Here is a 22071-nt window from a genome sequence, read left to right on the forward strand (position 1 = left end):
CGGTTAACTCGTCACTAGTGTCATTGGGTTCGTCACTAATGACGACTGACGGGGAAACCAGCAGTAATGACAGTATTGTAAGACGATATTTATCGTGAGCTATGTTTAAAAATAAATATAAAACAGTGAGTTATTTTGTTTTCTTACTCAACTGAAAGATTGGCACGTCTCGTGCTTAATAGGCATTAGAGTTTTTTTAACTCTGGTGTACCGACACTAGAAGGATATCGCATGAATCGTTTTGTCTTTGCAGACGCCACTAAATGTATTGGTTGTCGAACTTGTGAAGTAGCGTGCGCGATTTCTCACCAAGAAGGATGTTCTGGCACGCTGCAGAATGCTGAGAGTTTTGTCCCTCGCCTGCAGTTGGTGAAAAATGCGCAGGTGACCACTCCTGTCATGTGTCGTCAGTGTGACGACGCACCTTGTGCTCAAGTTTGTCCTAACAACGCCATCGTCCATGAAGATGGTTTTGTGAAGGTGATTCAATCTCGCTGCATTGGTTGTAAAACCTGTGCCGTTGCTTGCCCATTTGGCGCAATGGCCGTTGTGACCACTATGGTGGAAGAAAATCGCGGCGCTGCTGCGTTATTTAGCCGTAAAGTGCCTAAATCACAGGCGATTAAATGTGATTTATGTTCTCACCGTGAAAATGGTCCGGCTTGTGTAGAAGTTTGCCCAACTGGTGCTATCAGTCTGATTAATTCTGATGAACTTCAACAAACCAGTCAGCAAAAACGCGAACAAGCAGCCACTCGCGCTGCTGGCATCACTGTCTGATTTAAGAAGGTTAATATGAAAAAATCCATCGTAGTTTGTCCCTACTGTGGCACAGGGTGCAAACTGAATTTACTTGTTGAAAACGACAAGGTTGTTGGTGCTGAACCTGCTATGGGTCGTACCAACGAAGGTAACCTTTGTTTGAAAGGTTACTATGGTTGGGACTTCTTAAACGACACCAACCTTTTGACTCCACGTCTAAAACACCCAATGATTCGCCGCACTCGTGACTCAAAACTTGAAGCGGTTTCTTGGGATGAAGCATTAGATTTCGCCGTTGAACGTTTAACTGCAATTAAAGAAAAATACGGCGCAGATTCTATCATGACCACAGGTTCTGCTCGTGGTCCTGGTAACGAAGCCAACTACGTGATGCAAAAATTTGCTCGTGCAGTGATTGGTACAAACAACGTCGACCACTGTGCGCGTGTTTGTCACGCTCCATCCGTATCTGGCCTAGAATCCACCGTAGGTAACGGTGCGATGAGTAACTCAATCAACGAAATTGCTGAAGCAAAATGTCTATTGTTCTTCGGCTATAACGTGGCTGACTCTCACCCTGTTATTGCACGTCAAGTATTCAAAGCCAAAGCCAACGGCGCGAAAGTCATCGTATGTGACCCGCGTAAAATCGAATCAGTTCGTATCGCTGACCAATGGGTTCCATTGAAAAATGGTTCAAACATGGCGGTAGTGAACGCGATTGCTTACACCTTGATCGATGAAAACCTTTACGATGTGGATTACGTGCAACGTTACACAGAAGGTTTTGAAGAATTCCGTAAAACCGTGATGAACTACTGTCCTGAAGAAGTAGAACACATTACTGGTGTACGAGGTGAAGAGATTCGTCAAGCGGCTCGCACTTACGCAAATGCCTCTGAATCTATGATTCTATGGGGAATGGGCGTGACTCAATTTGGTCAAGCTGTGGACGTAGTTCGTGGTTTGGCTGGCCTTGCGATGATGACTGGTAACTTTGGTCGTCGTGGTGTGGGCGTAGGTCCTGTACGTGGTCAAAACAACGTACAAGGGACTTGTGATATGGGCATGTTGCCTCATCAATATCCAGGCTACCAAGCGGTCACTAACGATGCGATTCGTGAAAAATTCGAAAAAGCATGGGGCGTGAAACTGTCTCACAAACCGGGCTATCGTATTACTGAAGTGGGTCATAAAGTGGCTGAAGGCGTATGTAAGGCTTATTACATCTTTGGTGAAGACCCAGCGCAAACTGAAGCTGACTTAGCACAAATGCGTAAAACATTGAGCGATCTTGAACTGGTTATCGTCCAAGATATCTTTATGACCAAAACCGCAGAACGTGCTGACATTATCTTCCCATCCACCAGTTGGGGTGAACACGAAGGCGTTTACTCAAGTGCTGACCGTGGTTTCCAACGTTTCTACAAAGCGGTGACTCCACCTGCTGACGTGAAACCTGACTGGGAAATCTTCAGCCTATTGGCAACTCGTATGGGTTACCCAATGCACTACAACAATACCGAAGAAATTTGGGACGAAATGCGTCACTTATGCCCTCTGTATGAAGGTGCAACCTACGAAAAAATGGCCGGCCTGAAAGGCGTGCAATGGCCATGTGTTGATGAAGCAGACCCTGGTACTCCTTACCTATTTAAAGGCAATAAATTCTCTATGCCTTCAGGTAAAGGTAAATTCTTGGGCGCTGAATGGCGTGCTCCTGTTGAACAACCTGATGCGGATTACCCATTGGTGCTTTCAACAGTCCGTGAAGTGGGCCACTACTCTTGCCGTTCTATGACTGGTAACTGTACCGCACTGACCACCTTGGCTGATGAACCAGGATTTGCACAAATCCACCCTGATGATGCAGCTAAATATGGCATCAAAGATCAACAGCTGATCTGGGTTTCTTCTCGTCGCGGTAAAGTCATTACTCGTGCGAATGTGAACCCTCGTGTGAACCAAGGCGCGATCTACATGACTTACCAATGGTGGGTGGGTGCATGTAACGAGCTGACCATTGAACGTGTTGACCCAATTTCAAGCACACCAGAATACAAATACTGTGCGGTGAAAGTGGAAGCGATTCAAGATACAGCTTGGGCTGAAAATTACGTGAAAACGGAATACAGTAATATGAAAGCTCGCCTAAGATCACATGTTGAACAGGCATAATTAAGATTTTAGTAAATTAAGTTCCTCATTATTTAGGATCTTAGTGAATTAAGATCAAAGAAGGCTCTTTATGCATGCGGTATTATACGTGCAACTAAAGAGCCTTTTTTATTAATGCCATGAATCAAATAGCCCAGGAATTAATGATTTTCTCCAAGGCAATGTTATCGATTAACGATACCGCTGACTTGCTGACATTTCTCAATAGTGAAGAGTGTGCTTTTTTACAAGTAGAGAAGATCAACATCATATTGCGCTGTGGCCAATCTGATGAATCTGTTCTTTATTATGTCGATGAACAAGATCGTGTTCACCGCGAAGCTTTTTATCATCAGGAATACGATTTATACAGTATGCCTTACGATGATGGTTTATATAATTTAGACGGCGTTAGTTTCTATTATTCCCATCCTCATTTTGCTGACCATTCCGCATACGCCAACATCCACCATTACTGCAAAATTCCGCTTAAATCGATGAACCAACAAATCGGTTTTATCGAGTTTATTAACCCCCAAGTGGATGAGCTAGAAGATGGAGAGCGCCAGTTCCGTCTGCAAAACAGCATGATAGTTTCCTTTGTCACTCATGTGCTTGATCATGAACTAACCAGTTCGATGACCAAGCAGATTAGCCATGAAAGGGACAACTATCATATCTTGGTTGATGTCACTAACGCGGTGATCAGTCAAAGTAATAAAGAGATGCTGTTGAGTTCTCTGCAGCAATGCATTTACCAACACTTTTCGGTGACGGATCTCGCGCTTATCGATATCAATCAAGGGCTTTATACGCAAAGTACCAGCCGAATGGCCGATGGGCAGGTGTATCAACAAAGCCACTTTTTTACCGATGATTCGGCCTTTCTCGCCGCAGTAAACAAAAATGAAGTGGTCTATTTGGATAAGAAGCTTCTTGCCAAAATGGAAGACCAAAAAAACACCCTGCAGTTTGCCGATGACATCACGCAAATTATTGTGATGCCGCTGATTTTTCGCCGCATGAAAGTGGGCTATATCGCTTATATGATGCGTGACGATAGGCAAATGCCGAGCATGGATATTGATACGTTACAGCAGGTGGCCGCTCGAGTCGCATTGGCGATGCACAGTGTGAATATGCACGAAGCTCATGCCAAAATGATGCCGAAAAGTGAGTATGTATCGATTGAAGATAGCTATGATAAGCATCTGATTTTTGATGATATTATTAGCCAAAGTGAATCAATGAATAAAGTGCTCGACCAAGTGGCGATGGTGGCCGATTGCGACAGTACCGTGATGATTTTGGGTGAAACGGGCACCGGGAAAGAGTTGATTGCTCGAGCGATTCATAAGATGAGCCGTCGCAGTCAAAAACGCATGGTGAAAATGAACTGTGCAGCGGTGCCTGAAGGTTTGTTTGAAAGTGAGCTATTTGGGCATGAAAAAGGGGCATTTACTGGCGCGATCAGCAGTCGAGTCGGGCGATTTGAGCAAGCCAATAACGGCACTTTGTTCTTAGATGAGATTGGCGATATGCCGATTGAACTACAACCTAAGTTATTGCGTGCACTACAAGAAAGTGAAATTGAACGGGTGGGAAAAAACCAATTGATCCCCGTTGATGTGCGTATTGTGGTTGCGACTAATGCCGATTTGCTTAGCATGGTGCAAGAGAAAACCTTCCGTAGCGATCTCTACTATCGTCTCAATATTTTCCCGATTCAGATCCCGCCACTGCGTGACCGTCCTGAAGATATTCCATTATTGGTCAAACATTTCACGCGTACTATCTCGAAAAAAATGGGTAAGAATATTTCAGCTGTGACCAACAGTTCGATGCGCGCACTGAGCGCATTTAGTTGGCCGGGAAACGTACGTCAACTGCGTAACTTCATTGAACGTTCGGTGATTTTAACCCGTGGTGATGTGTTGAACGTGCCCGTTGAAGAGTTACTCAGTCTTGGCCTTGATTTGGAAGACGTTGAAGATGAACAAGAAAATGGTTCTAAATCCAATGCGGACGTGGATCGCGACTTGATAATTCAGACTTTGCGCGACTGTAATGGTATCGTAGCAGGCGCTCGTGGCGCTGCAGCTAAGCTGGGTTTGAAACGCACTACTTTGCTGTCACGAATGCAGAAAATGGGTATCAGTAGTAAAGATTATTTGCCGGAAGTGTAAGGCAAACAAAAGGATACAGAGATGAGTGTTGAGTTGTCACCAGTCGATTTTCCCGCCTACAAAGAGAAATCGATCGTACGTTATGAGCAAGGCAAAGATTGGCAAACTAAACAGGATGCCTTAATTCAAGAGACACCTGTTGCGATTGAATTTAATGGTGTTGCTTATACGGTGATGATGTGTACACCGATGGATCTCGAAGAGTTTGCCGTTGGCTTTGCGTTAACCGAAGGCATTATCGACCAAATGAAAGATGTCCATGATGTGGATATTCAGCTGCAAGATAATGGTATTACGGTGAACGTTCAGGTGGCGAATCGCTGTGTTGAGCGTTTAAAAGAAAAACGCCGCTCTTTGGCGGGAATGACAGGCTGCGGTATCTGCGGTACAGAAAAATTAGACTCGGTATGTCGTTATCGTCAGCCGCTACCCAGCTCTGTGCGGTTCGATATGGATAAGCTGCAAACTGCCCTTGATAGCCTTTTTGATCATCAAGAACTCAACCAAATGACGGGCTCTTCCCATGCGGCCGCTTACCTTAATCAAGAGGGTAAGATTGAGGCCATTTTTGAAGATGTGGGTCGTCATATTGCATTGGATAAACTGGTCGGTTGGATTGCCAGAGAGCAAAAACGCCAAGGGGCCATTTTAGTCACCAGTCGCGCCAGTTTTGAAATGGTGCAAAAAGTGGTTGCCAGCGGTGTCGAAATATTATTTGCCGTTTCGGCTGCCACTAATATGGCCGTAGAAATGGCAGAGCAGCTCAATTTAACCCTGTGTGGCTATTGTCGCCGTGGTCGCGCTAATATTTATTCTCATCCAGAACGAATTATTGAACTACCATAGTTGAAATTTCATTTTACCAAAATAAAGGGCACGTAAATTTACGTGCTTTTTATGTTTTTATCCTCTATCAATTTTATTTTTATAGAACGAAAAATAATAAAAACAAGCACGAAAAAATTGTTTAACTTGGGATTGATTTGAGTCAACTCCCAGCTCTGTATATTCCATTTAGGTTCGATAAAATAGGCAGCAATTACTTATTGATCTGCTGAGAGTTATTGATTGATTTAACCTGCCACTATTATCGTTAATGAATTCATGATTTGAATTTTTTACGCATAATCTCATGGCAAAAATTGATTATTTCTTTCGCGCCAACCTCGGAGCTTTTTCATGCTTTCTCGTCGCCTAATAGAGATTAGCGGAGTGGTGCAAGGCGTGGGTTTTCGCCCTTTCGTCTATCAGCTAGCCACTCGCCATCAACTATTAGGTTCCGTTTGCAATGATGCTTCTGGCGTTCATATTGATGTGCAAGGATTGAGCGAGCGTTTAGATCTGTTTATTGCCGAGCTGCATCGGTCTGCACCGCCGCTTTCACGGGTTGACCAGATTACCGTGGCTGAGCAGCGCCCGCATCAGGTCGATGCTTTTACCATAGTGCACAGTGAACGTGAAAACCGAGTCTCGGTGAGTGTTTCTCCAGATCAAGCCATGTGCAGCGATTGTGCCCGTGAGCTACGCGACCCGCATTCTCGCTACTACCGCTATCCCTTTATCAACTGTACCAATTGCGGCCCACGTTTTTCGATCATCAAGCAACTGCCATATGACCGTGAATTGACTTCGATGGCCGAGTTTGAGCTTTGCCCTGACTGCGCGAAGGCTTATCACAATCCGTTCGATCGTCGTTACCACGCCCAGCCGGTGAGCTGTGATGTTTGTGGTCCACAAGTGACTTGGCATACTCCGGCGCATGGTCAATATGACCAAACCCAAACCCAAACCCAGCAACGAGATTTAGCCATAACCCAAGCGGCAGAGATGATTGGGCAGGGTGGGGTGATTGCCGTCAAAGGCCTAGGTGGATTTCACTTGGTTTGTAATGCGCAAAATGAAGTGGCGGTGCAGAAGTTACGGGCTTTAAAACACCGACAAAGAAAACCGTTGGCGGTCATGGTGCGCGATGTCGCCAGTGCCGAGCAATTGGTTTGTGGCGAGCCATTAGAGTGGCAAGCGTTGAGCTCGCAAGCTGCACCAATTGTATTAATGAAACTGCGTGATGATGCTCAGTCTAAGTGCTTTGCAGTAGCCCCATCAGTTGCACCTAGCATGCGTTATCTTGGGGTAATGCTGCCTTATACGCCTTTGCATCTGCTGCTGTTTGATGAATTGCAAAAATGGCATATCAGCAGCTTGGTGATGACCAGTGCCAATGTCTCTGGCGTGCCACTGGCAACAGAAATGAACCAAGTGGTTGAGCAGTTCGGTGGACAGCTGGATGGAGTGCTTAATCACAATCGCGAGATAGTAAACGCTTGTGATGATAGCGTGGTTCACTTAGCTGGCGGTGCAATACGAACTTTACGCATGGCGCGCGGTTACGCTCCATATAGCAAAGCATGTGAGGGTATCGAACACTCCATTATGGCGGTGGGCGCGCAGCAAAAATCGAGCGTCGCTTTTGCAATTCCTGGTCAGTGGATGCTCTCGCCTTACCTTGGTGATATCGATGATATCGATACCCAACAGCGCTTTGTCGCAATGACCGACTATTTCCCATCCTTGTATCAAACCACGCCGCAGCAGTGGTGTGGTGACCGTCATCCCGGCTATTTTTCAACGCAGTTTCTCCATCAACAAGCGGGACAGATTCAAACTCTCTCACATCATTATGCTCATCTATTGGCGGTGATGGCGGAGCATAGCTACACAAATTCTGTGCTCGGTTTTGCTTTTGATGGCACCGGTTGGGGGGACGATGACACCGTGTGGGGCGGGGAAGTGTTAGTGGCTGATATTCATGGTTATCAGCGTTTAGCGCACCTTAGACCATTTCGTCTGATTGGTCGTGAACAGGCGATTTTCGAGCCAGCTCGAATTGTCTTTGCGATGCTGTTAGAGCAGTTGTCTGTGACTGAAATAGAAGCCTTGGCGCTACCCCTGTTTCGTTCGTGGTCCCATGACCGATTTATTAATCTCCATCAGTTATGGCTCTCAGAGAAACATTCGCCTTATACCTCATCGATTGGTCGCCTGTTTGATGGGGTTGCTGCGCTGATTGAGCTGGTGATTACACCGGATTTTGAAGGGGAAAGTGGGCTAGTGATGGAGCAGCGTGTAGAGCTTTTGGATCATAGGTGTCCAAATGATCCAAAAGCTGTACGTGTTAGGGATGAAATTGATAAAAAGTCATATTTATCAATGAATAAAGAGTTTTTGGATCATGGGTATCCAAACCAAGATAAAGCTGTACAAGAGGCTTTGCCCGCCCCATGGTCGCTTATTTGGAATGAGCAAAAACAGTTGGATTGGTGGCCAATGCTCGCGTGTTTAGTTCGACATGCGAACTCCGTTTCCGTTACACCGCAGTGGCAAAACCAAGTGAGTCGCAGGCTGATTGATGAGCTTGCGAATGCCATTGTGAGTTTAGCCAATGATTATCCAGAGTTGCCTGTGGTGCTGTCTGGGGGAGTATTTCAAAACCGCCAGCTATTAAATCGTGTGACGGAGCAGTTAAGTGCACAAGGTCACCTATGGATGACGGGCAAAGTGATTCCTGTAAACGATGGTGGCGTTGCTGCTGGCCAACTCTGGTATGGCATTCATCATCAACAAAATTGAGCAATGGAAGGCTTAATAACAAGCCTTCGAGTGACACAAGAGAATAAGACTATGTGTTTATGTATTCCATCCAGTGTCGTGAGTGTGGATAACGACAACGCGACGGCCAAGGTTGAAACCTTAGGCGTCATTCGTGAAGTGAGTATCAGCTTAATTGACGAACCGGTTGAAGTAGGCGAACACCTGCTGATTCATGTTGGTTTTGCAATCAGCAAAATTAACCAACAGGAGGCGGAGGAAAACCTCAAAATGTATCAATCACTGCTGAGCGAGATGGAGCAGGATCATATGCAGGTTATGTTATGAGTGATAGCAGCCAACTTTATGCCGCCTATCGTCAGCCGCAAGTAGTGCAAGCTTTGGCTGAGAAAATCGCGCTTCGAGCGACTGAGCTCACGCAGCCACTGTACATCATGGAGGTATGCGGTGGGCATACCCATACCATCATGAAATATGGTTTAAAACAGTTGCTGCCCGATAACCTCCATTTTGTTCACGGTCCCGGCTGTCCTGTTTGTGTAATGCCAAAAGAGCGTATCGATCAGGCGATAGCTTTGGCGATGACTGATGGGGTTATTCTGGTGTGTCTTGGCGATATGATTCGCGTGCCTGGTTCGAAATTATCTTTGGCACAATGTCGCGCCAAAGGTGGAAAGGTTGAGCCGGTTTACGACCCGATGGATACCCTTAAAATCGCTGAGCAAAATCCCGATAAGAAAGTGGTGTTCTTTGCCATCGGGTTTGAAACCACCACACCCATGACGGCGGTGTTAGTCGATTTGGCAGAAAAACGTGGCTTATCCAATCTCTATTTTCATATTAACCATGTGCTCGTTCCGCCTGCGATGCATGTGGTGATGGCCGACCAACAAACACCAGTCAATGCCTTTATTGGTCCCTCTCATGTGAGCACCATTACGGGCGCAAAAATTTATCAGCCGATTGTGGATCAGCACCATATTCCGATTGTGGTCGCAGGGTTTGAACCTGTTGATGTATTGGAGTCGGTATTGATGCTGGTGGAGCAAGCGGTTGAACGTGCTGCACGCCTTGATATTCAGTACAAACGTGTGGTGTCGATGGCAGGGAACATGGCAGCCCAAAAGCTCATCGAGAAGATATTCACAGTGCGCGAATCCTTCAATTGGCGAGGCTTAGGTCCGATTCCTAACTCAGCGCTACGTTTGCGCGATGAATACGCACACCGCGATGCAGAACTGGAATTTAAAGCCATTTTGCCCACTCACGCGGTGGCGGATCATAAAGCGTGTCGCTGCGGCGATATCTTACGTGGTTTAGCGACCCCAGCCGATTGCAAAGTGTTTGGAAAAGCGTGTACACCAACTCGGCCTATGGGCAGTTGTATGGTGAGTTCTGAAGGGGCTTGTAATGCCTATTATCGTTATGCCGGAATTATGGAGGAAACCCTGTCATGAGTCGTCCACAACAGGTGCAACTAAGCCACGGTGGTGGCGGACGGGAGATGAATGAGTTCATCCATGAGATTTTCTTTCGTCGTTTTGAAAACCCATTTTTGAAAGCAGAAGATGCGGCAACCTTAACCCTCAATGGTCAAGTAGCGATGACCACCGATAGCTTTACCGTTGAGCCGCTATTTTTTGCAGGTGGCAACATTGGTTCGTTGGCAATTGCAGGAACCACCAACGATTTGGCGATGGTCGCAGCACAGCCTAAATATCTGACTTGTAGCTTTATTCTGGAAGAAGGTTTTGCCTTTAGTGAGTTAGAACAAATCGTCGATACCATGTCGCAAGAGATTGTACCCACCGGTGCAGTGATCGTCTGTGGCGATACCAAAGTGGTGCCTAAAGGCTGCGCCGATAAAGTGTTTATCAACACCACAGGGGTGGGCGAGATTCTGTTACCGAACGTATCGGCAAGCCAGCTTCAAGTGGGTGATGTGTTATTGGTATCACGCGATATTGGTCGCCATGGTGCTTGTGTGCTGGCCGCTCGTGAATCCCTGCGTTTAGAAAGTGAGATTAAAAGTGACTGTGCCACGCTTTGGCCGGTCGTAAGTCAATTGATCAGCAGCGGTATTACGCCACATGCGATGCGTGATGCCACACGCGGTGGGTTATCCGCCGTGCTCAATGAATGGTGTCAAAGTTCCAATGTGCAGATGCGTTTGCAAGAACAAGCCATTCCTGTGGATGCCGCAGTGAAAGGCGTGTGCGAACTCTTTGGTTTTGAACCATATGATTTGGCCAATGAAGGCACCTTTATTATCGCGGTTCCTGCGGAGCAAGCGGCGATGACACTCGACGTGTTACAACGTTTTCAGCCGCAAGCGGCCATCATCGGTGAAGTGGTGGCGGGTAGCCCTGCTAAACCTGTGCTGTGCAGCCCATGGGGAAGTAAGCGGTATCTTGATTTCCCGGTTGGGGAATTGCTGCCACGGATTTGCTAGGAGGCAGCCATGCATGAATTATCCATTAGTTTAAAAACAGTCGACATCGTCGTTGAACAGGCGCGTAAGCATCGCGTTAATAAGGTGACGGGGTTAACTTTGAGTATTGGTGCGCTCTCTTGTATCGAACCTGATGCTCTGCGTACTGGGATTGAGTTTGCTAGCCGTGAAACGGTGGCAGAAGGGGCGCGGTTATCGATTGAAATGGTGCCTGCCAGTGGTACGTGTTTGGATTGTGGCAGTCACGTTGGTATCAGTAGTCATATGGATGCGTGTCCTAAGTGCAATAGCTACAACATCAGAGTCGAAACGGGTGAAGAGCTCCAGATTAAAAATATCGAGGTAGAATAGTAATGTGTACGGTTTGCGGCTGCGGTGACAGCCATGTGGAAGGTCACCATCACGAGCATGACCATGCTCATGAACATTCACACGCCCATGCTCACGAGCACGAACATAGTCATGACCACGAGCATTCGCATCAGCACTCTCATGACCATCATCATGATGAACCACATCACCACGAGCATCACGCCAGTGACAATAGCTCATCTCAACCCGTAGTGATTCATCATCACTACTACCATAATGGCGATGTTCACCATCATGTGCATTATCACGTTGGGGAACAAAGCCACGGGTATGAAAGTGGTGAACACGCTCATTCTCATCACCACTCCCATGATCACGAACACACGCATGATGAGCCACATCATCATGACCATCAGCATTCTCATCACCATGACCATGAAGGCGTGGTAGCGAGCAATGGGGATCTGCATTTTGGTCAAGGTGAAGCGCAAACCCATGTGGCTGGGGTATCGCAAAAGCAGTTGATTACCCTAGAACAAGACATCTTGGGGAAAAACAATCAGGTTGCTGAACATAACCGCGCGCATTTTATCGAGCAGAATCAATTGGTATTGAATCTGATGTCCAGCCCGGGATCAGGTAAAACCACCTTGCTGACCGAAACGATCGAACAGATCAAACAGAAGGTTGGCTGTGCCGTGATCGAAGGCGATCAGCAAACCAGTAATGATGCAGATCGGATCCGTGCGACTCAAGTGCCTGCTATTCAAGTGAATACCGGTAAAGGATGCCATCTGGATGCGGACATGATTCATCAAGCCTATCATCAGCTAGGGCATTTGGATCATGGTGTGCTGTTTATCGAAAACGTCGGTAACTTGGTTTGTCCTGCGAGCTTTGACTTGGGCGAGTTCTGCAAAGTGGTGATTTTATCTGTTACTGAAGGTGCTGATAAACCGCTTAAATACCCGAATATGTTTGCGGCTTCGCGTTTAATGATCATCAACAAAATCGATCTACTGCCGTATGTTGATTTTGATGTTGAGCAGTGCATTGAAAATGCGAAGAAAGTGAATCCAGAGATTCAGATTCTTAAACTCTCCGCTCGCAGTGGCGAAGGGATGGAAGCGTGGACCAGCTGGTTATTGGAACAGCAGCATCAACTCGCTCACTAAGTCTCAAGTTGATGTAAAAAATCACATTGATGTTAAAAATCAAATGGCTACCCGAGGGTAGCCATTTTTGTCTCTGTACTGTTTATTTATGGGAAGTTATTTATGGAAAGTTACTTATGAGAAGCTTCTTACGGGAAGCTACTCATGAGAAGCCAAATAGTATTTGGCTTGCTCACTGCCCATGTAGCGCCCTAACGTCCGTTCTGGAACTTGTCTTAAATCGACCACGATTAAGCCATCAAGGGCATCGTTAAAGTCGGGGTCGATATTGAAGCTGACTAACTTTCCGTTCAGTCCCAAATATTGACGTAGCAGCACTGGAACGCCTTTGCCTTCATCGATGCGGGAAATCACGCGGCTTAGGAGCTGCAAATCCGCAAGTGAAGTCAGTAAGCTCGCGTTCCACTGTGGCTGACCGGAGGTGGGCAGTGGATTGGTTGCGGCTACCAGTTCGGCTTGTTGCTGGTCGTAATAGTGCAAGGTCATGGTATCGGCTAGTAAACGACGCGCTTGTTCGCTGTAGTCGTTACTGATACTCACAGGGCCAAATAGGTGGGTGTATTCTGGATGGCGATAGACATAAGTGGCAATCCCTTTCCAGAGTAACAGCAGCGGTGCCATCGATTTTTGATAGCGATGATCAACCACTGAGCGTCCCATCTCGATCGCTTTGCCCATGTTGTCCATAAACTGACGATCGTATTGGAATAGGGTGCTGGAGTAGAGGCTATCAATGCCACTTTTTTGCATCAAACGATCGGTTAAACCGAGACGATAGGATCCGACGAGTTGATTTAACTCACGATCCCAAATAAACAGATGGAGGTAATCGCGATCAAATTGATCGATATCGAGTGCCAGTCCAGTGCCTTCGCCCACCATGCGAAAGTTCTCTTCGCGTACGCGGCCAATTTCCAGCATCATCGAAGGCAGTTTATCTGCGCTCGTGCAGTAAACATCAAACTCGTTATGACTAAGCAGCTTATCTTGAGCGGGTAACTTAGCCATATCGCTAAGTAAATCCTGCACGGGAACACGTTCGGCAATTGGTGCTAAGTTAGTATCTTGGCTGTTCTTATTGCGTTTGGTGCAAGGCACCTGCTGGAGCAGATACGTATTGAGGCGCAGGTAGTTGACCAACTGCTCATCACACAGCGGATGCACTTCTTTATACGCTATCGCTTCACCGATAGAGATATTGATGGTCGATTGCTTTTTATTGAGCAGTTCACGCCCGAGCATTAAGGTGCGCAGTAGTGGATGAATCTTACCTGCCATATAAAAGCGACGTGAGTTATGACCGTCGATATAGACAGGGACGGTCGCCGTTTTGTGCTTTTTCACTAAACGACTCACCGAGCGGCTCCACTCTTTATCTTCAAGGCGACGCTCTTTGCTATTGACCAGTTGCGAGACTTCACCTGCTGGGAAGATCAGCAGCAAACCGCCTTGTTCCAAATGTTTATGCGCTTTGCGCATCGCGACCAAGTTAGCTTGTGCTGCTTTGGCCGTTTCAAACACATCCACACCGATAAACAGTTCATCAAGTTCAGGAACCGTTTTTAAGTAATGGTTAGCAAGGATTTGTACATCAGAGCGTTTGGCAAGGAGTAGCTCAGCAAGAATAACGCCTTCTACACAGCCAAGCGGGTGGTTAGCGACCACGACAGTGGCGCCGCTTTCAGGAATTTGATTGAGCGAACCGCGCACAACTTGATAGTCGATATTGAGGATGTCTAAGGTAAAACGGAGAAATTCTCGTGTATCGCACGCGGCTGGGCGCTGTGCGTAAAACTTATCGAGTTGGCTTAAGCCTGTTGCCCATTCCGCGAACTGTTCTCCCAAACCAAATGGGGTTTTTCGTGGCAACTTAAAAGGGCTATTTGAGAGCATAACAACCTCACACTATGGGTGATCTTGGAACTTATGCTAGAGGAGGTCTATGTCAGTGGCGCTGCAAAAACGTGAGAGTTTTGTGGAGCTTTGATGGCAAAATGATGAAGGGCATCGATTGATGCCCTTCCGATTTTAGTGAGATAAATTATCTAACCCTTTGAATTAAAATGGCGCGTCGATATCTACGATGTTGATCAGTTTGTGGTTCACAAACTCTTTAATACCCAGGTCAATCAATTCACGGCCAAAGCCGGAGTTACGCACGCCACCAAATGGTAGATCGGCTTTAACCATCGTTGGGTGGTTAATAAACATCATGCCAGTTGAGACTTGTTGTGCGACACGTAAGCCACGGTTTTCGTCAGCGGTAAATACGGATCCGCCTAGACCAAATGGTGAATCGTTCGCGATAGCAATCGCATCGGCTTCATCTTTGGCGCGCAAAATCATCGATACTGGGCCAAAGAATTCCCAGTAGTAAGCCGGATTATCAGGCGTTAGGTTAGTTAAGATGGTTGGCTGAACAAAAGAGCCTTGCGCTGGCACTTTTGGACCGACTTCTGTTGCGGTAGCACCATATTTAACGGCTTCGGCGATTTTTTCGCGCACTTCATCGGCAGCGCCTTGTGAAGAGAGCGGTGCTAATGTGGTGGTTGGATCCATTGGGTCGCCAGCTTTCAGCTCAGCCACTCCAGCGGTGTATTTACTCAAAAATTCATCGTAAACCGAGTCTTCAATGATCATACGTTTTGAAGAGACACACACCTGACCACCATTCCAGTGACGACCAAATACCGCCCATTTCACGGTCTTGTCCATCTCTGCATCGTCCAGCACGATGAAGGCATCTGCGCCGCCCAGCTCTAGAGTGGATTTCTTCATTGCTTTACCCGCTTGAGAAGAGACGACTGCACCAGCCCCTTCTGAACCAGTTAGGGCAACACCACAAACGCGTGGGTCGTTGATGATGGTTTCAACTTGAGTACGTGTCGCGTATAGGTTTTGGAATGCGCCATTAGGTAGACCAGCTTCTAACATAATATCAACGAACGCAGCAGCTGCTTGCGGAACGTTAGAGGCGTGTTTAAGCAGTAACGTATTACCGGCAGAAAGCTGAGGCGCCAAGATACGAGCAATTTGGTAGAACGGGAAATTCCATGGTTCGATAGCGAGCAAAATACCCAGTGGATCGTGAACCACTTTGGCACGGCCTTCGGCAGGATCGGCAACCGGAAGATCGACTGGAGCAAGTAGGCTTTCAGCGTTTTTCACATAGTATTCCATGATCTGTGCTGATAGCTCGACTTCGGCTTCTGCTTCACCAATGATTTTGCCCATTTCTAGGGTAAGAATTTCAGCGTATTGGCGTTTGTTTTTACGCAGCAGGTTCGCTGCGTTTTGGAGAATGTTCGCACGGTGAGCAAATGAGGTTTGTTTCCATGCGAGGAATGCTTCATGAGCCGCATCAAGGGCTTGTTGTACTTCTTGATCGGTTGCATTGGCGAAGGTTTTAACTAATTCACCGGTATAAGGGTTAACTGTAGAGTAACTCATGGGCTTCTTCCTTTTGCTTACTGTCTATTGATATTTTTATAGACAAAGTAATGATGTTGTGGCTCTTCACGCTCTGAAGAGCTGGCATTTTGTTAGTCACTGGTAAAAATGAACTGAATTCTGCTTGTTATTATTGGATGAAGGATAGGGTGGTCTAGGGTTCAATTTGAAGGCTCGACCGATGCACCAAACTATTCATGTGTACTGAAGTTATGGGTACTCAAGCTATAAGTACTTAGTTACGTTTGCTCATGTTTAGTCTGCTCATGTTGCATACGCGCTGACACATAAAACCGGACAGAAAAAAAGTCCAAATAGGTTTGGGTTGCTTAGCTTTCTTCACCTCGTTAAATGTTATAAAAGATTCGCTTTTGCTTTACAACCGTTTAACAGTGTTAGGATTTGTGTGTTTGGTAGCATAATAAAATGAGCAATAAAAAAGCAGCTCATGGGAGCTGCTTTAGTTAATCAAAATGGCAGAGTATTATTTTTCGAAATGCTCTTTTACCATGCGATCAAGGAGTCGAACACCGTAGCCGGTTGCCCCTTTTGGTTTATTCGGCTGGCCTTCATTTGTCCATGCTGTACCTGCGATATCGATATGCACCCAAGGTGTCTCATTTTCGATGAAGCGGTAGAGGAATTGCGCGGCAACACTCGCGCCACCAATACGCAGTTTATTGCCGTTGTTACGCATATCAGCGATGGTGCTATTGAGCAGGCGATCAAATTGTCCACCCATAGGTAGGCGCCATACGATCTCTTGCTCTGCTTCACCCGCTTGAGTCAATTGTGTGGCAAGTTCGTCATTATTTGAGAAGATGCCTGCGATTTCCTCACCAAGTGCGATAAGCACAGCCCCTGTCAGCGTGGCTAAATCAAAGATGGCTTTTGGCTGCAGTTTACGTTGGGTGTAAGTAAGTAGATCACAGAGAACCAAACGACCTTCCGCATCGGTGTTCATCACTTCGATGGTTTGGCCGGACATGCTCGTCACTACGTCACTAGGACGTTGCGCTTTATCACTTGGCATGTTCTCTACCAAACCGAGTACACCCACCGCGTTGATGTTGGCTTTACGTTTAGCTAGCGCCACCATTAGGCCAGTCACTGTCGCTGCACCACCCATGTCTTCTTTCATGGTGTTCATTGACGAGTTTGGTTTGAGAGAAAGACCGCCGCTGTCGAAGGTAACGCCTTTACCTAAGAACGCCACTGGCGCTTCGTTGTCTTGGCGACCTTGGTATTTCAAAATCACCATTAGGCTTTCAAACGCAGAGCCTTGACCCACACCAAGTAGGGCTCCCATACCCAATTCAGCCATTTGTTTGCTGTTGACGACTTCCACACTCAAACCTTCGATATTTAAATCAAGGCAGAAGTCAGCAAATGATTGTGGATAGATGACGTTAGCGGGTTCCCAAGTCAGATTACGAGTGATGTAGATACCTTCTGCAACCGCACTAAGTGGTGAGTGGATTTGCTCAGCTGCTGTTGGATTTGGTGTAGCAACCGTCATCTCTTCAAGCAAGCATTTTGCTTGTAACTCTTGGCGAGTGCGGTACTTATCAAAACGGTAATTACTTAATTGCACACCGTAGGCAAATTGCGCCGCTTGCTCATCTTCCTCAGCTAATACACTGATGACAGAAAGCTTGTAGGTATCAATTTGGCGTACGATGGTGTCTGCAGATTGCTGTACTTCTAGCGCGCTATTACCACCAACGCCAAGCAGTAGAATGCGATCAAGCGGGGTATTGTTTGGCGCAACGAGATTAATCAGTTCGCCTTGTTGACCTGTAAAACCCTCAACACGCATGGCTTTGGTTAATGCGCCGTGTGTTTGATCATCTAATGTTTGACCAAGAGGGGATAGTCCGGCATTTTCTTTTACCAAAACAATGAGTTGTCCTGATTCTGGTAGCGAGGTCGGTGTAAACTGAATTTTCATCTGTGAGGTATCCTTACTAAATCTTAGAGCCCGATGGCGAGCCTGTTCCTTTATCCGTTGGAACCCGTTATTACTTGGGGGAAACAATAGGTCAGGAATGACCGGTCAATCCGAACTCGGCTTTTTATGTATTGTTTTAAACAGCAAACAATGCGGCAATCGGTGATAAGAGTAGGGCACATGGTCACAGGTTTATGACCGAAAAAGTATGCTCACTAAACTATAAGAGGAGAGCCTGAGCCTTGATTTGCTCTGCAATACTTGATGTGAACACTAGGGTAAGGGATAGACATTCAGTTCGCAACTGCCTCTCATTACCTTTTTATTGATAACAAAGAAAATAGCCTGCCATTGGTTCGCGATGACAGGCTGGATTGAGATGAGTCAGCCTTTTTTCTCGATAAATTAGCGCGGTTCCCCGGCTTCATCTTCTTCTACAATATCGGTTTCTAAACTCGCTTCAGCTAACCAGCGTTGGATTTCTGGGCTTGCGAGAACCTTGTCCTGGTATTGCTGAGCGGCAGCGGAAAGTTCTATCCCATAAGTTTTAAAGCGCAGTGCGACTGGGGCGTACATGGCGTCGGCTATAGACCAGTCACCAAATAGCCATTGGGATGGGTAAGCCTGCATTTGTTCACTCCACATCGCATCGATTCGCGCAATCTCTTTCTGAGCTGCTGGTGACAAAGAAACTTTGCGTAGTGCCCGACAATTCATCGGTAATTCATTACGTAAGGCCATAAATCCAGAATGCATTTCACTGGCAAGCGCTCGCGCTTTGGCTCGCTGTGCGATGGATGTTGGCCACGCTTTGCCATTTAAGTGAGCTTCATTGAGGTATTCCAAAATGGCAAGCGAGTCCCAAACGGCGATCTCACCATCTAACAAAACAGGCACTTTGGCTGCAGGCGTTTTCCCTTGGAGCTTGGCGTAAAACTCAGGAGTAAACAGGGGAAGCTTAGTGATGGTGGCTGGCAAATCAAAATGCGCCACAATAAGCCAAGCGCGTAGTGACCAACTTGAGTAGTTTTGGTTGGCAATATACAGTTGCATAGTTTTACTCCCTTTCCTTTGGTGGATTTCAGAGTAGGTAATTTATGCCGCTCTGACTAACGGATTGTTTTGATGCCTGTTATTAATAAAAACGATGGATGGATGACTCATGGATATTGAATCGCTGCGTAGCTTTCTTGCCTTTGTTGAAACTGGCAGTTTTACTCGCGCCGCTAAGCAAATTTCGCGCACTCAATCGGCTTTCAGTGCGCAAATGCGTAAGCTTGAAGACGAGATCGGCAGTGAGTTATTTGTCAAAGAGGGACGCCATCTTATTTTAAGTGAAGCGGGGCTCAATTTAGTTAGTCATGCCACACAATTGATTCAAGCCCATGACGGGGCGCTTGCACAGCTAAAAAAATATAAGAATAAGCAGCCGTTACGCTTAGGTTGTCCGGAAGATTATAACGAGCAAGTACTGCCCAAAGTGATGGCTGCATTAAGGGAATCACAACCCACTTGTTCAATCCAACTGTTTAATCAACCCAGCAGCTTATTACGTGAGTGGTTGGATCGCGGTGAACTCGATGCTGCAATCGTGACACGTTCCTCTACCAGCGAAGAGGGGTATTGGATTACTCAAGACCAAGGTGTTTGGATTGGTGCGAAAAACAGTGAACTGATTTACGATGCGGATTCATTACCTTTGGCGCTTTTCCAAACGGATTGTCGTTATCATGCCGCGGCGATTGATGGGTTAACTAAACGGGGACGGGCTTTTCATCTTTTTGCGTGCAGTAATACCGCTTCTGCCCAGCGAGCGATTGTTCGTGAAGGATTGGCAATAGGAGCGATGGGAAAACTCAGTGTCACGTCTGATTTGGCGATAATAGATAATATGCCAGCACTTCCAGCCGTGGATGTAGTATTGCTTGTTGGCGTGAAATCGCATCCGTTATTAACCAGTGAATTTCTCAGCAAATTAAATACCTTGATGTCTACTTATTGAGACAACGAGGACGTGAAATTATCTTTATATTCATTGAGTTTCTATGTTTTGTTTTGAATATAAAACCCTATCTATGAATTCTTAATTAGGATGAGCTTAATTAACTATTAGGGCTGAATATCAGTTGCTAATGATTCTTCTCTTACTATATATTTGATCTCCGTTCCGTAATTTATCATTCTAACTATTTCTTATGTAAATAATTGGATGATTTTTTATCAGTGATAGTGCTTCTAACTAAGTACTCGTTCGAGCCTTTCTTAATTAGTTAATATAATGATTATTAAAAAAATTTGTCTATCAGTAGTGGCATGCGCTTGTCTAAATTCTGTTGCTGCTTCTGCTCAAGAATCGGAAAAAAGTCCTACACAGCATCCTAGCGGTTGGTATGTGGGCGTATATAAAACGTTTCATAACTCAACTAAGTTCACCTTAGATTCTTCTTCTGCAACTGAAAATGCAGGCCCACAATATGGCGCGAGTGTCGGATACGATTTCGCTTTAACATCCAATTTTGTATTGGGTGCTGAAGCTGAATATCGCGAGTTAGGCTCAGAGGTTTATTCGCAGCTTATTAAAATTCGCACTGATGGTTATTCATTTAACCTTGTTCCTAAATATTACTTAACCGATCACTGGTTTGTTGGTGCTCTAATTGGTTATGGCTATTACCAAGTGATTGCGAAAGTGCCGTTACTTTCTATTGAAGAGAAAGTGTCACATAGTGCAATGCAATTTGGTGCGGAAACGGGTTGGCGTTGGGATAACGGTATTTCAGCTGTAGTAGGCTATCGCTATATTCCATTATCTGAAGATGAAACCGGTTTGGATTATACGAGTGTGACTGCAGGATTGCGTTACCAGTTCTAATCCAAACCTTATGAAGATATGACCTAACGTCTATTTCAGCTTAATTCTACTTAGCTTGCCCTTAACATGGGTGAGCTAGAAAAAATAAGTTGTGACAAAAGCGTACCGTCAACCAAATCAATCGGTTTGTAACGGGCAAAAGCAATCGCTTCTGGGGTGAAAGTCCCACAGGTTAATAGAATTGCTCGTCCAGCTTGGCGGTCCAACAGTGTGTCGTACAACTCGCGGACTGCTTTTACTCCCACCTTACTGCTTTGCCAGTATTTGCAATTCACCAACACTAAGGTATGGCCCTTTTTGAGTTCCATATCCACCGTGTCTTCATCGCTGTAATCGAGCTTTTGGGTTACTGTGTACCCCTGCTGGCGATACGCGTCACTGACTAACGCTTCAAATTCTAACCATGATAATTGAGCGAGCTGATGCTCAGCTGAATGGCCATTACTTCCTTGCTTGATATAAACCGTACGGATAGCGAAATAAACGGGTAACAGCAGTATCAGGGACAATAACGGAGCTATGAGAGATAACGCTTCTTGCCACTGTGGTAGATGTGCAATCAGCATGGGGTTGGTCGAGGCTTGTAGCTGTGGAGGAACCCACTCGGTTAGCAATAGATAGGTCAATATGGATAAACAGATGCAAATCCACGGGGGAATTTTTGCCATCTTACTTAACCATGTTCGATGTCGTTTCATAATCCTGTGCATAAAAGAAGAAGAGATATCGTAAGGCGAATAAGCCTACGGACTAACGGGGTATTGTGCTACCGAGAGGGACATATCACAAGCGGTGTTGGACAAAAAAGCGAACTGTAAACGCAAAAAAGCCTGATGAGTTTCCTCATCAGGCTTTTGTAATTTGGCCCTCCCAGACTCAACTTTAAAGATTAACATTATGTTAATTAATATATTTTCAATTCTTATTTTTAGTTATTGGTACATTTAGTGGTACATCAGGGTAAAGCCAATAATGTTGTTCTTTCAAAATCTAAGTGATTTACGATAAATCTCGGCTGGATCACATTAGTATCAGTCGGAGTTTAATCGCTTTCAATTTGGGATGGAAAGTTTCACGAGATTTTGTAGCAAGGTCGGTATAGGTCTAGGATGATTAACTGACGTAGTCGATCAGGTATCCTGTCCCTA

Annotated in this window: 17 protein-coding genes; 12 read left to right on the top strand and 5 right to left on the bottom strand. The window is 45.9% G+C overall.

Annotated features, from left to right (window positions below; translation table 11 throughout):
- The first annotated feature begins 231 nt into the window (after positions 1–231).
- The 10 genes from OCV11_RS02380 to hypB all read left to right on the top strand — a co-directional run bounded on the left by OCV11_RS02380 (position 232) and on the right by hypB (position 12650).
- Positions 232–780 carry a 4Fe-4S binding protein gene (locus OCV11_RS02380; protein WP_261894765.1) on the top strand — a complete coding sequence of 183 codons (549 nt, stop codon included), beginning with the start codon at positions 232–234 and terminating at the stop codon, positions 778–780.
- A gap of 15 nt (positions 781–795) precedes the next feature.
- Entirely contained in the window at positions 796–2940 is a 2145-nt protein-coding gene (gene fdhF / locus OCV11_RS02385; protein WP_261894766.1) for a formate dehydrogenase subunit alpha, read from the top strand.
- 143 nt (positions 2941–3083) lie between these two features.
- Positions 3084–5105: a sigma 54-interacting transcriptional regulator gene (locus tag OCV11_RS02390; protein ID WP_261894768.1), complete on the top strand. Its 2022-nt coding sequence runs from the start codon at positions 3084–3086 to the stop codon at positions 5103–5105.
- 21 nt (positions 5106–5126) lie between these two features.
- The gene (gene fdhD / locus OCV11_RS02395; RefSeq protein WP_261894769.1) at positions 5127–5951 is read left to right on the top strand and encodes a formate dehydrogenase accessory sulfurtransferase FdhD; all 825 of its coding nucleotides are present in this window, start codon (positions 5127–5129) and stop codon (positions 5949–5951) included.
- A 333-nt stretch (positions 5952–6284) separates the two neighbouring features.
- Positions 6285–8732 (top strand): carbamoyltransferase HypF, encoded by a 2448-nt coding sequence (hypF, locus tag OCV11_RS02400; RefSeq protein ID WP_261894770.1) that lies wholly within the window; start codon positions 6285–6287, stop codon positions 8730–8732.
- A gap of 51 nt (positions 8733–8783) precedes the next feature.
- Positions 8784–9038 (top strand): HypC/HybG/HupF family hydrogenase formation chaperone, encoded by a 255-nt coding sequence (locus tag OCV11_RS02405; protein WP_068712019.1) that lies wholly within the window; start codon positions 8784–8786, stop codon positions 9036–9038.
- Complete coding sequence (gene hypD, locus OCV11_RS02410; RefSeq protein WP_261894772.1) at positions 9035–10168, top strand: hydrogenase formation protein HypD; 1134 nt, start codon at positions 9035–9037, stop codon at positions 10166–10168. Before OCV11_RS02405 ends, hypD begins: the two co-directional genes overlap by 4 nt.
- Positions 10165–11163 carry a hydrogenase expression/formation protein HypE gene (hypE, locus tag OCV11_RS02415; protein ID WP_261894774.1) on the top strand — a complete coding sequence of 333 codons (999 nt, stop codon included), beginning with the start codon at positions 10165–10167 and terminating at the stop codon, positions 11161–11163. Before hypD ends, hypE begins: the two co-directional genes overlap by 4 nt.
- A gap of 9 nt (positions 11164–11172) precedes the next feature.
- Positions 11173–11514: a hydrogenase maturation nickel metallochaperone HypA gene (hypA, locus tag OCV11_RS02420; protein WP_261894775.1), complete on the top strand. Its 342-nt coding sequence runs from the start codon at positions 11173–11175 to the stop codon at positions 11512–11514.
- 2 nt (positions 11515–11516) lie between these two features.
- Positions 11517–12650, top strand: a complete 1134-nt coding sequence (gene hypB, locus OCV11_RS02425) for a hydrogenase nickel incorporation protein HypB (protein ID WP_261894776.1) — start codon at positions 11517–11519, stop codon at positions 12648–12650.
- Positions 12651–12788: 138 nt separating this feature from the next.
- Here the strand turns inward: hypB and OCV11_RS02430 are convergent, their stop codons facing one another.
- The 4 genes from OCV11_RS02430 to OCV11_RS02445 form a co-directional block, all read right to left on the bottom strand.
- The gene (locus OCV11_RS02430) at positions 12789–14543 is read right to left on the bottom strand and encodes a lysophospholipid acyltransferase family protein (RefSeq protein ID WP_261894778.1); all 1755 of its coding nucleotides are present in this window, start codon (positions 14541–14543) and stop codon (positions 12789–12791) included.
- 165 nt (positions 14544–14708) lie between these two features.
- Entirely contained in the window at positions 14709–16100 is a 1392-nt protein-coding gene (locus OCV11_RS02435) for an NAD-dependent succinate-semialdehyde dehydrogenase (RefSeq protein WP_261894779.1), read from the bottom strand.
- A gap of 484 nt (positions 16101–16584) precedes the next feature.
- Entirely contained in the window at positions 16585–18051 is a 1467-nt protein-coding gene (locus tag OCV11_RS02440) for a leucyl aminopeptidase (RefSeq protein ID WP_261894780.1), read from the bottom strand.
- 405 nt (positions 18052–18456) lie between these two features.
- Positions 18457–19104: a glutathione S-transferase family protein gene (locus tag OCV11_RS02445; protein ID WP_261894782.1), complete on the bottom strand. Its 648-nt coding sequence runs from the start codon at positions 19102–19104 to the stop codon at positions 18457–18459.
- A 109-nt stretch (positions 19105–19213) separates the two neighbouring features.
- On the opposite strand from OCV11_RS02445, the gene OCV11_RS02450 reads away from it, so the two are divergent.
- Together OCV11_RS02450 and OCV11_RS02455 are read left to right on the top strand one after the other, a co-directional pair.
- Positions 19214–20053, top strand: a complete 840-nt coding sequence (locus OCV11_RS02450) for a LysR family transcriptional regulator (protein WP_261894784.1) — start codon at positions 19214–19216, stop codon at positions 20051–20053.
- Between the two features lie 276 nt (positions 20054–20329).
- Positions 20330–20923, top strand: coding sequence for a porin family protein (locus tag OCV11_RS02455; RefSeq protein WP_261894785.1), 594 nt, complete (start codon positions 20330–20332; stop codon positions 20921–20923).
- 50 nt (positions 20924–20973) lie between these two features.
- Here OCV11_RS02455 and OCV11_RS02460 read toward each other — a convergent pair whose 3' ends face one another.
- Positions 20974–21591, bottom strand: coding sequence for a restriction endonuclease (locus OCV11_RS02460; RefSeq protein ID WP_261894787.1), 618 nt, complete (start codon positions 21589–21591; stop codon positions 20974–20976).
- Positions 21592–22071: the final 480 nt, after the last annotated feature.

It is taken from the genome of Vibrio porteresiae DSM 19223 (assembly GCF_024347055.1).
In the GTDB taxonomy this organism is placed as follows: domain Bacteria; phylum Pseudomonadota; class Gammaproteobacteria; order Enterobacterales; family Vibrionaceae; genus Vibrio; species Vibrio porteresiae.

Coding starts and splice junctions, on each gene's coding strand:
- OCV11_RS02380 (WP_261894765.1), top strand. CDS start 232: ATGAATCGTTTTGTCTTTGCAGACGCCACTAAATGTATTGGTTGTCGA.
- fdhF (WP_261894766.1), top strand. CDS start 796: ATGAAAAAATCCATCGTAGTTTGTCCCTACTGTGGCACAGGGTGCAAA.
- OCV11_RS02390 (WP_261894768.1), top strand. CDS start 3,084: ATGATTTTCTCCAAGGCAATGTTATCGATTAACGATACCGCTGACTTG.
- fdhD (WP_261894769.1), top strand. CDS start 5,127: ATGAGTGTTGAGTTGTCACCAGTCGATTTTCCCGCCTACAAAGAGAAA.
- hypF (WP_261894770.1), top strand. CDS start 6,285: ATGCTTTCTCGTCGCCTAATAGAGATTAGCGGAGTGGTGCAAGGCGTG.
- OCV11_RS02405 (WP_068712019.1), top strand. CDS start 8,784: ATGTGTTTATGTATTCCATCCAGTGTCGTGAGTGTGGATAACGACAAC.
- hypD (WP_261894772.1), top strand. CDS start 9,035: ATGAGTGATAGCAGCCAACTTTATGCCGCCTATCGTCAGCCGCAAGTA.
- hypE (WP_261894774.1), top strand. CDS start 10,165: ATGAGTCGTCCACAACAGGTGCAACTAAGCCACGGTGGTGGCGGACGG.
- hypA (WP_261894775.1), top strand. CDS start 11,173: ATGCATGAATTATCCATTAGTTTAAAAACAGTCGACATCGTCGTTGAA.
- hypB (WP_261894776.1), top strand. CDS start 11,517: ATGTGTACGGTTTGCGGCTGCGGTGACAGCCATGTGGAAGGTCACCAT.
- OCV11_RS02430 (WP_261894778.1), bottom strand. CDS start 14,543: ATGCTCTCAAATAGCCCTTTTAAGTTGCCACGAAAAACCCCATTTGGT.
- OCV11_RS02435 (WP_261894779.1), bottom strand. CDS start 16,100: ATGAGTTACTCTACAGTTAACCCTTATACCGGTGAATTAGTTAAAACC.
- OCV11_RS02440 (WP_261894780.1), bottom strand. CDS start 18,051: ATGAAAATTCAGTTTACACCGACCTCGCTACCAGAATCAGGACAACTC.
- OCV11_RS02445 (WP_261894782.1), bottom strand. CDS start 19,104: ATGCAACTGTATATTGCCAACCAAAACTACTCAAGTTGGTCACTACGC.
- OCV11_RS02450 (WP_261894784.1), top strand. CDS start 19,214: ATGGATATTGAATCGCTGCGTAGCTTTCTTGCCTTTGTTGAAACTGGC.
- OCV11_RS02455 (WP_261894785.1), top strand. CDS start 20,330: ATGATTATTAAAAAAATTTGTCTATCAGTAGTGGCATGCGCTTGTCTA.
- OCV11_RS02460 (WP_261894787.1), bottom strand. CDS start 21,591: ATGGCAAAAATTCCCCCGTGGATTTGCATCTGTTTATCCATATTGACC.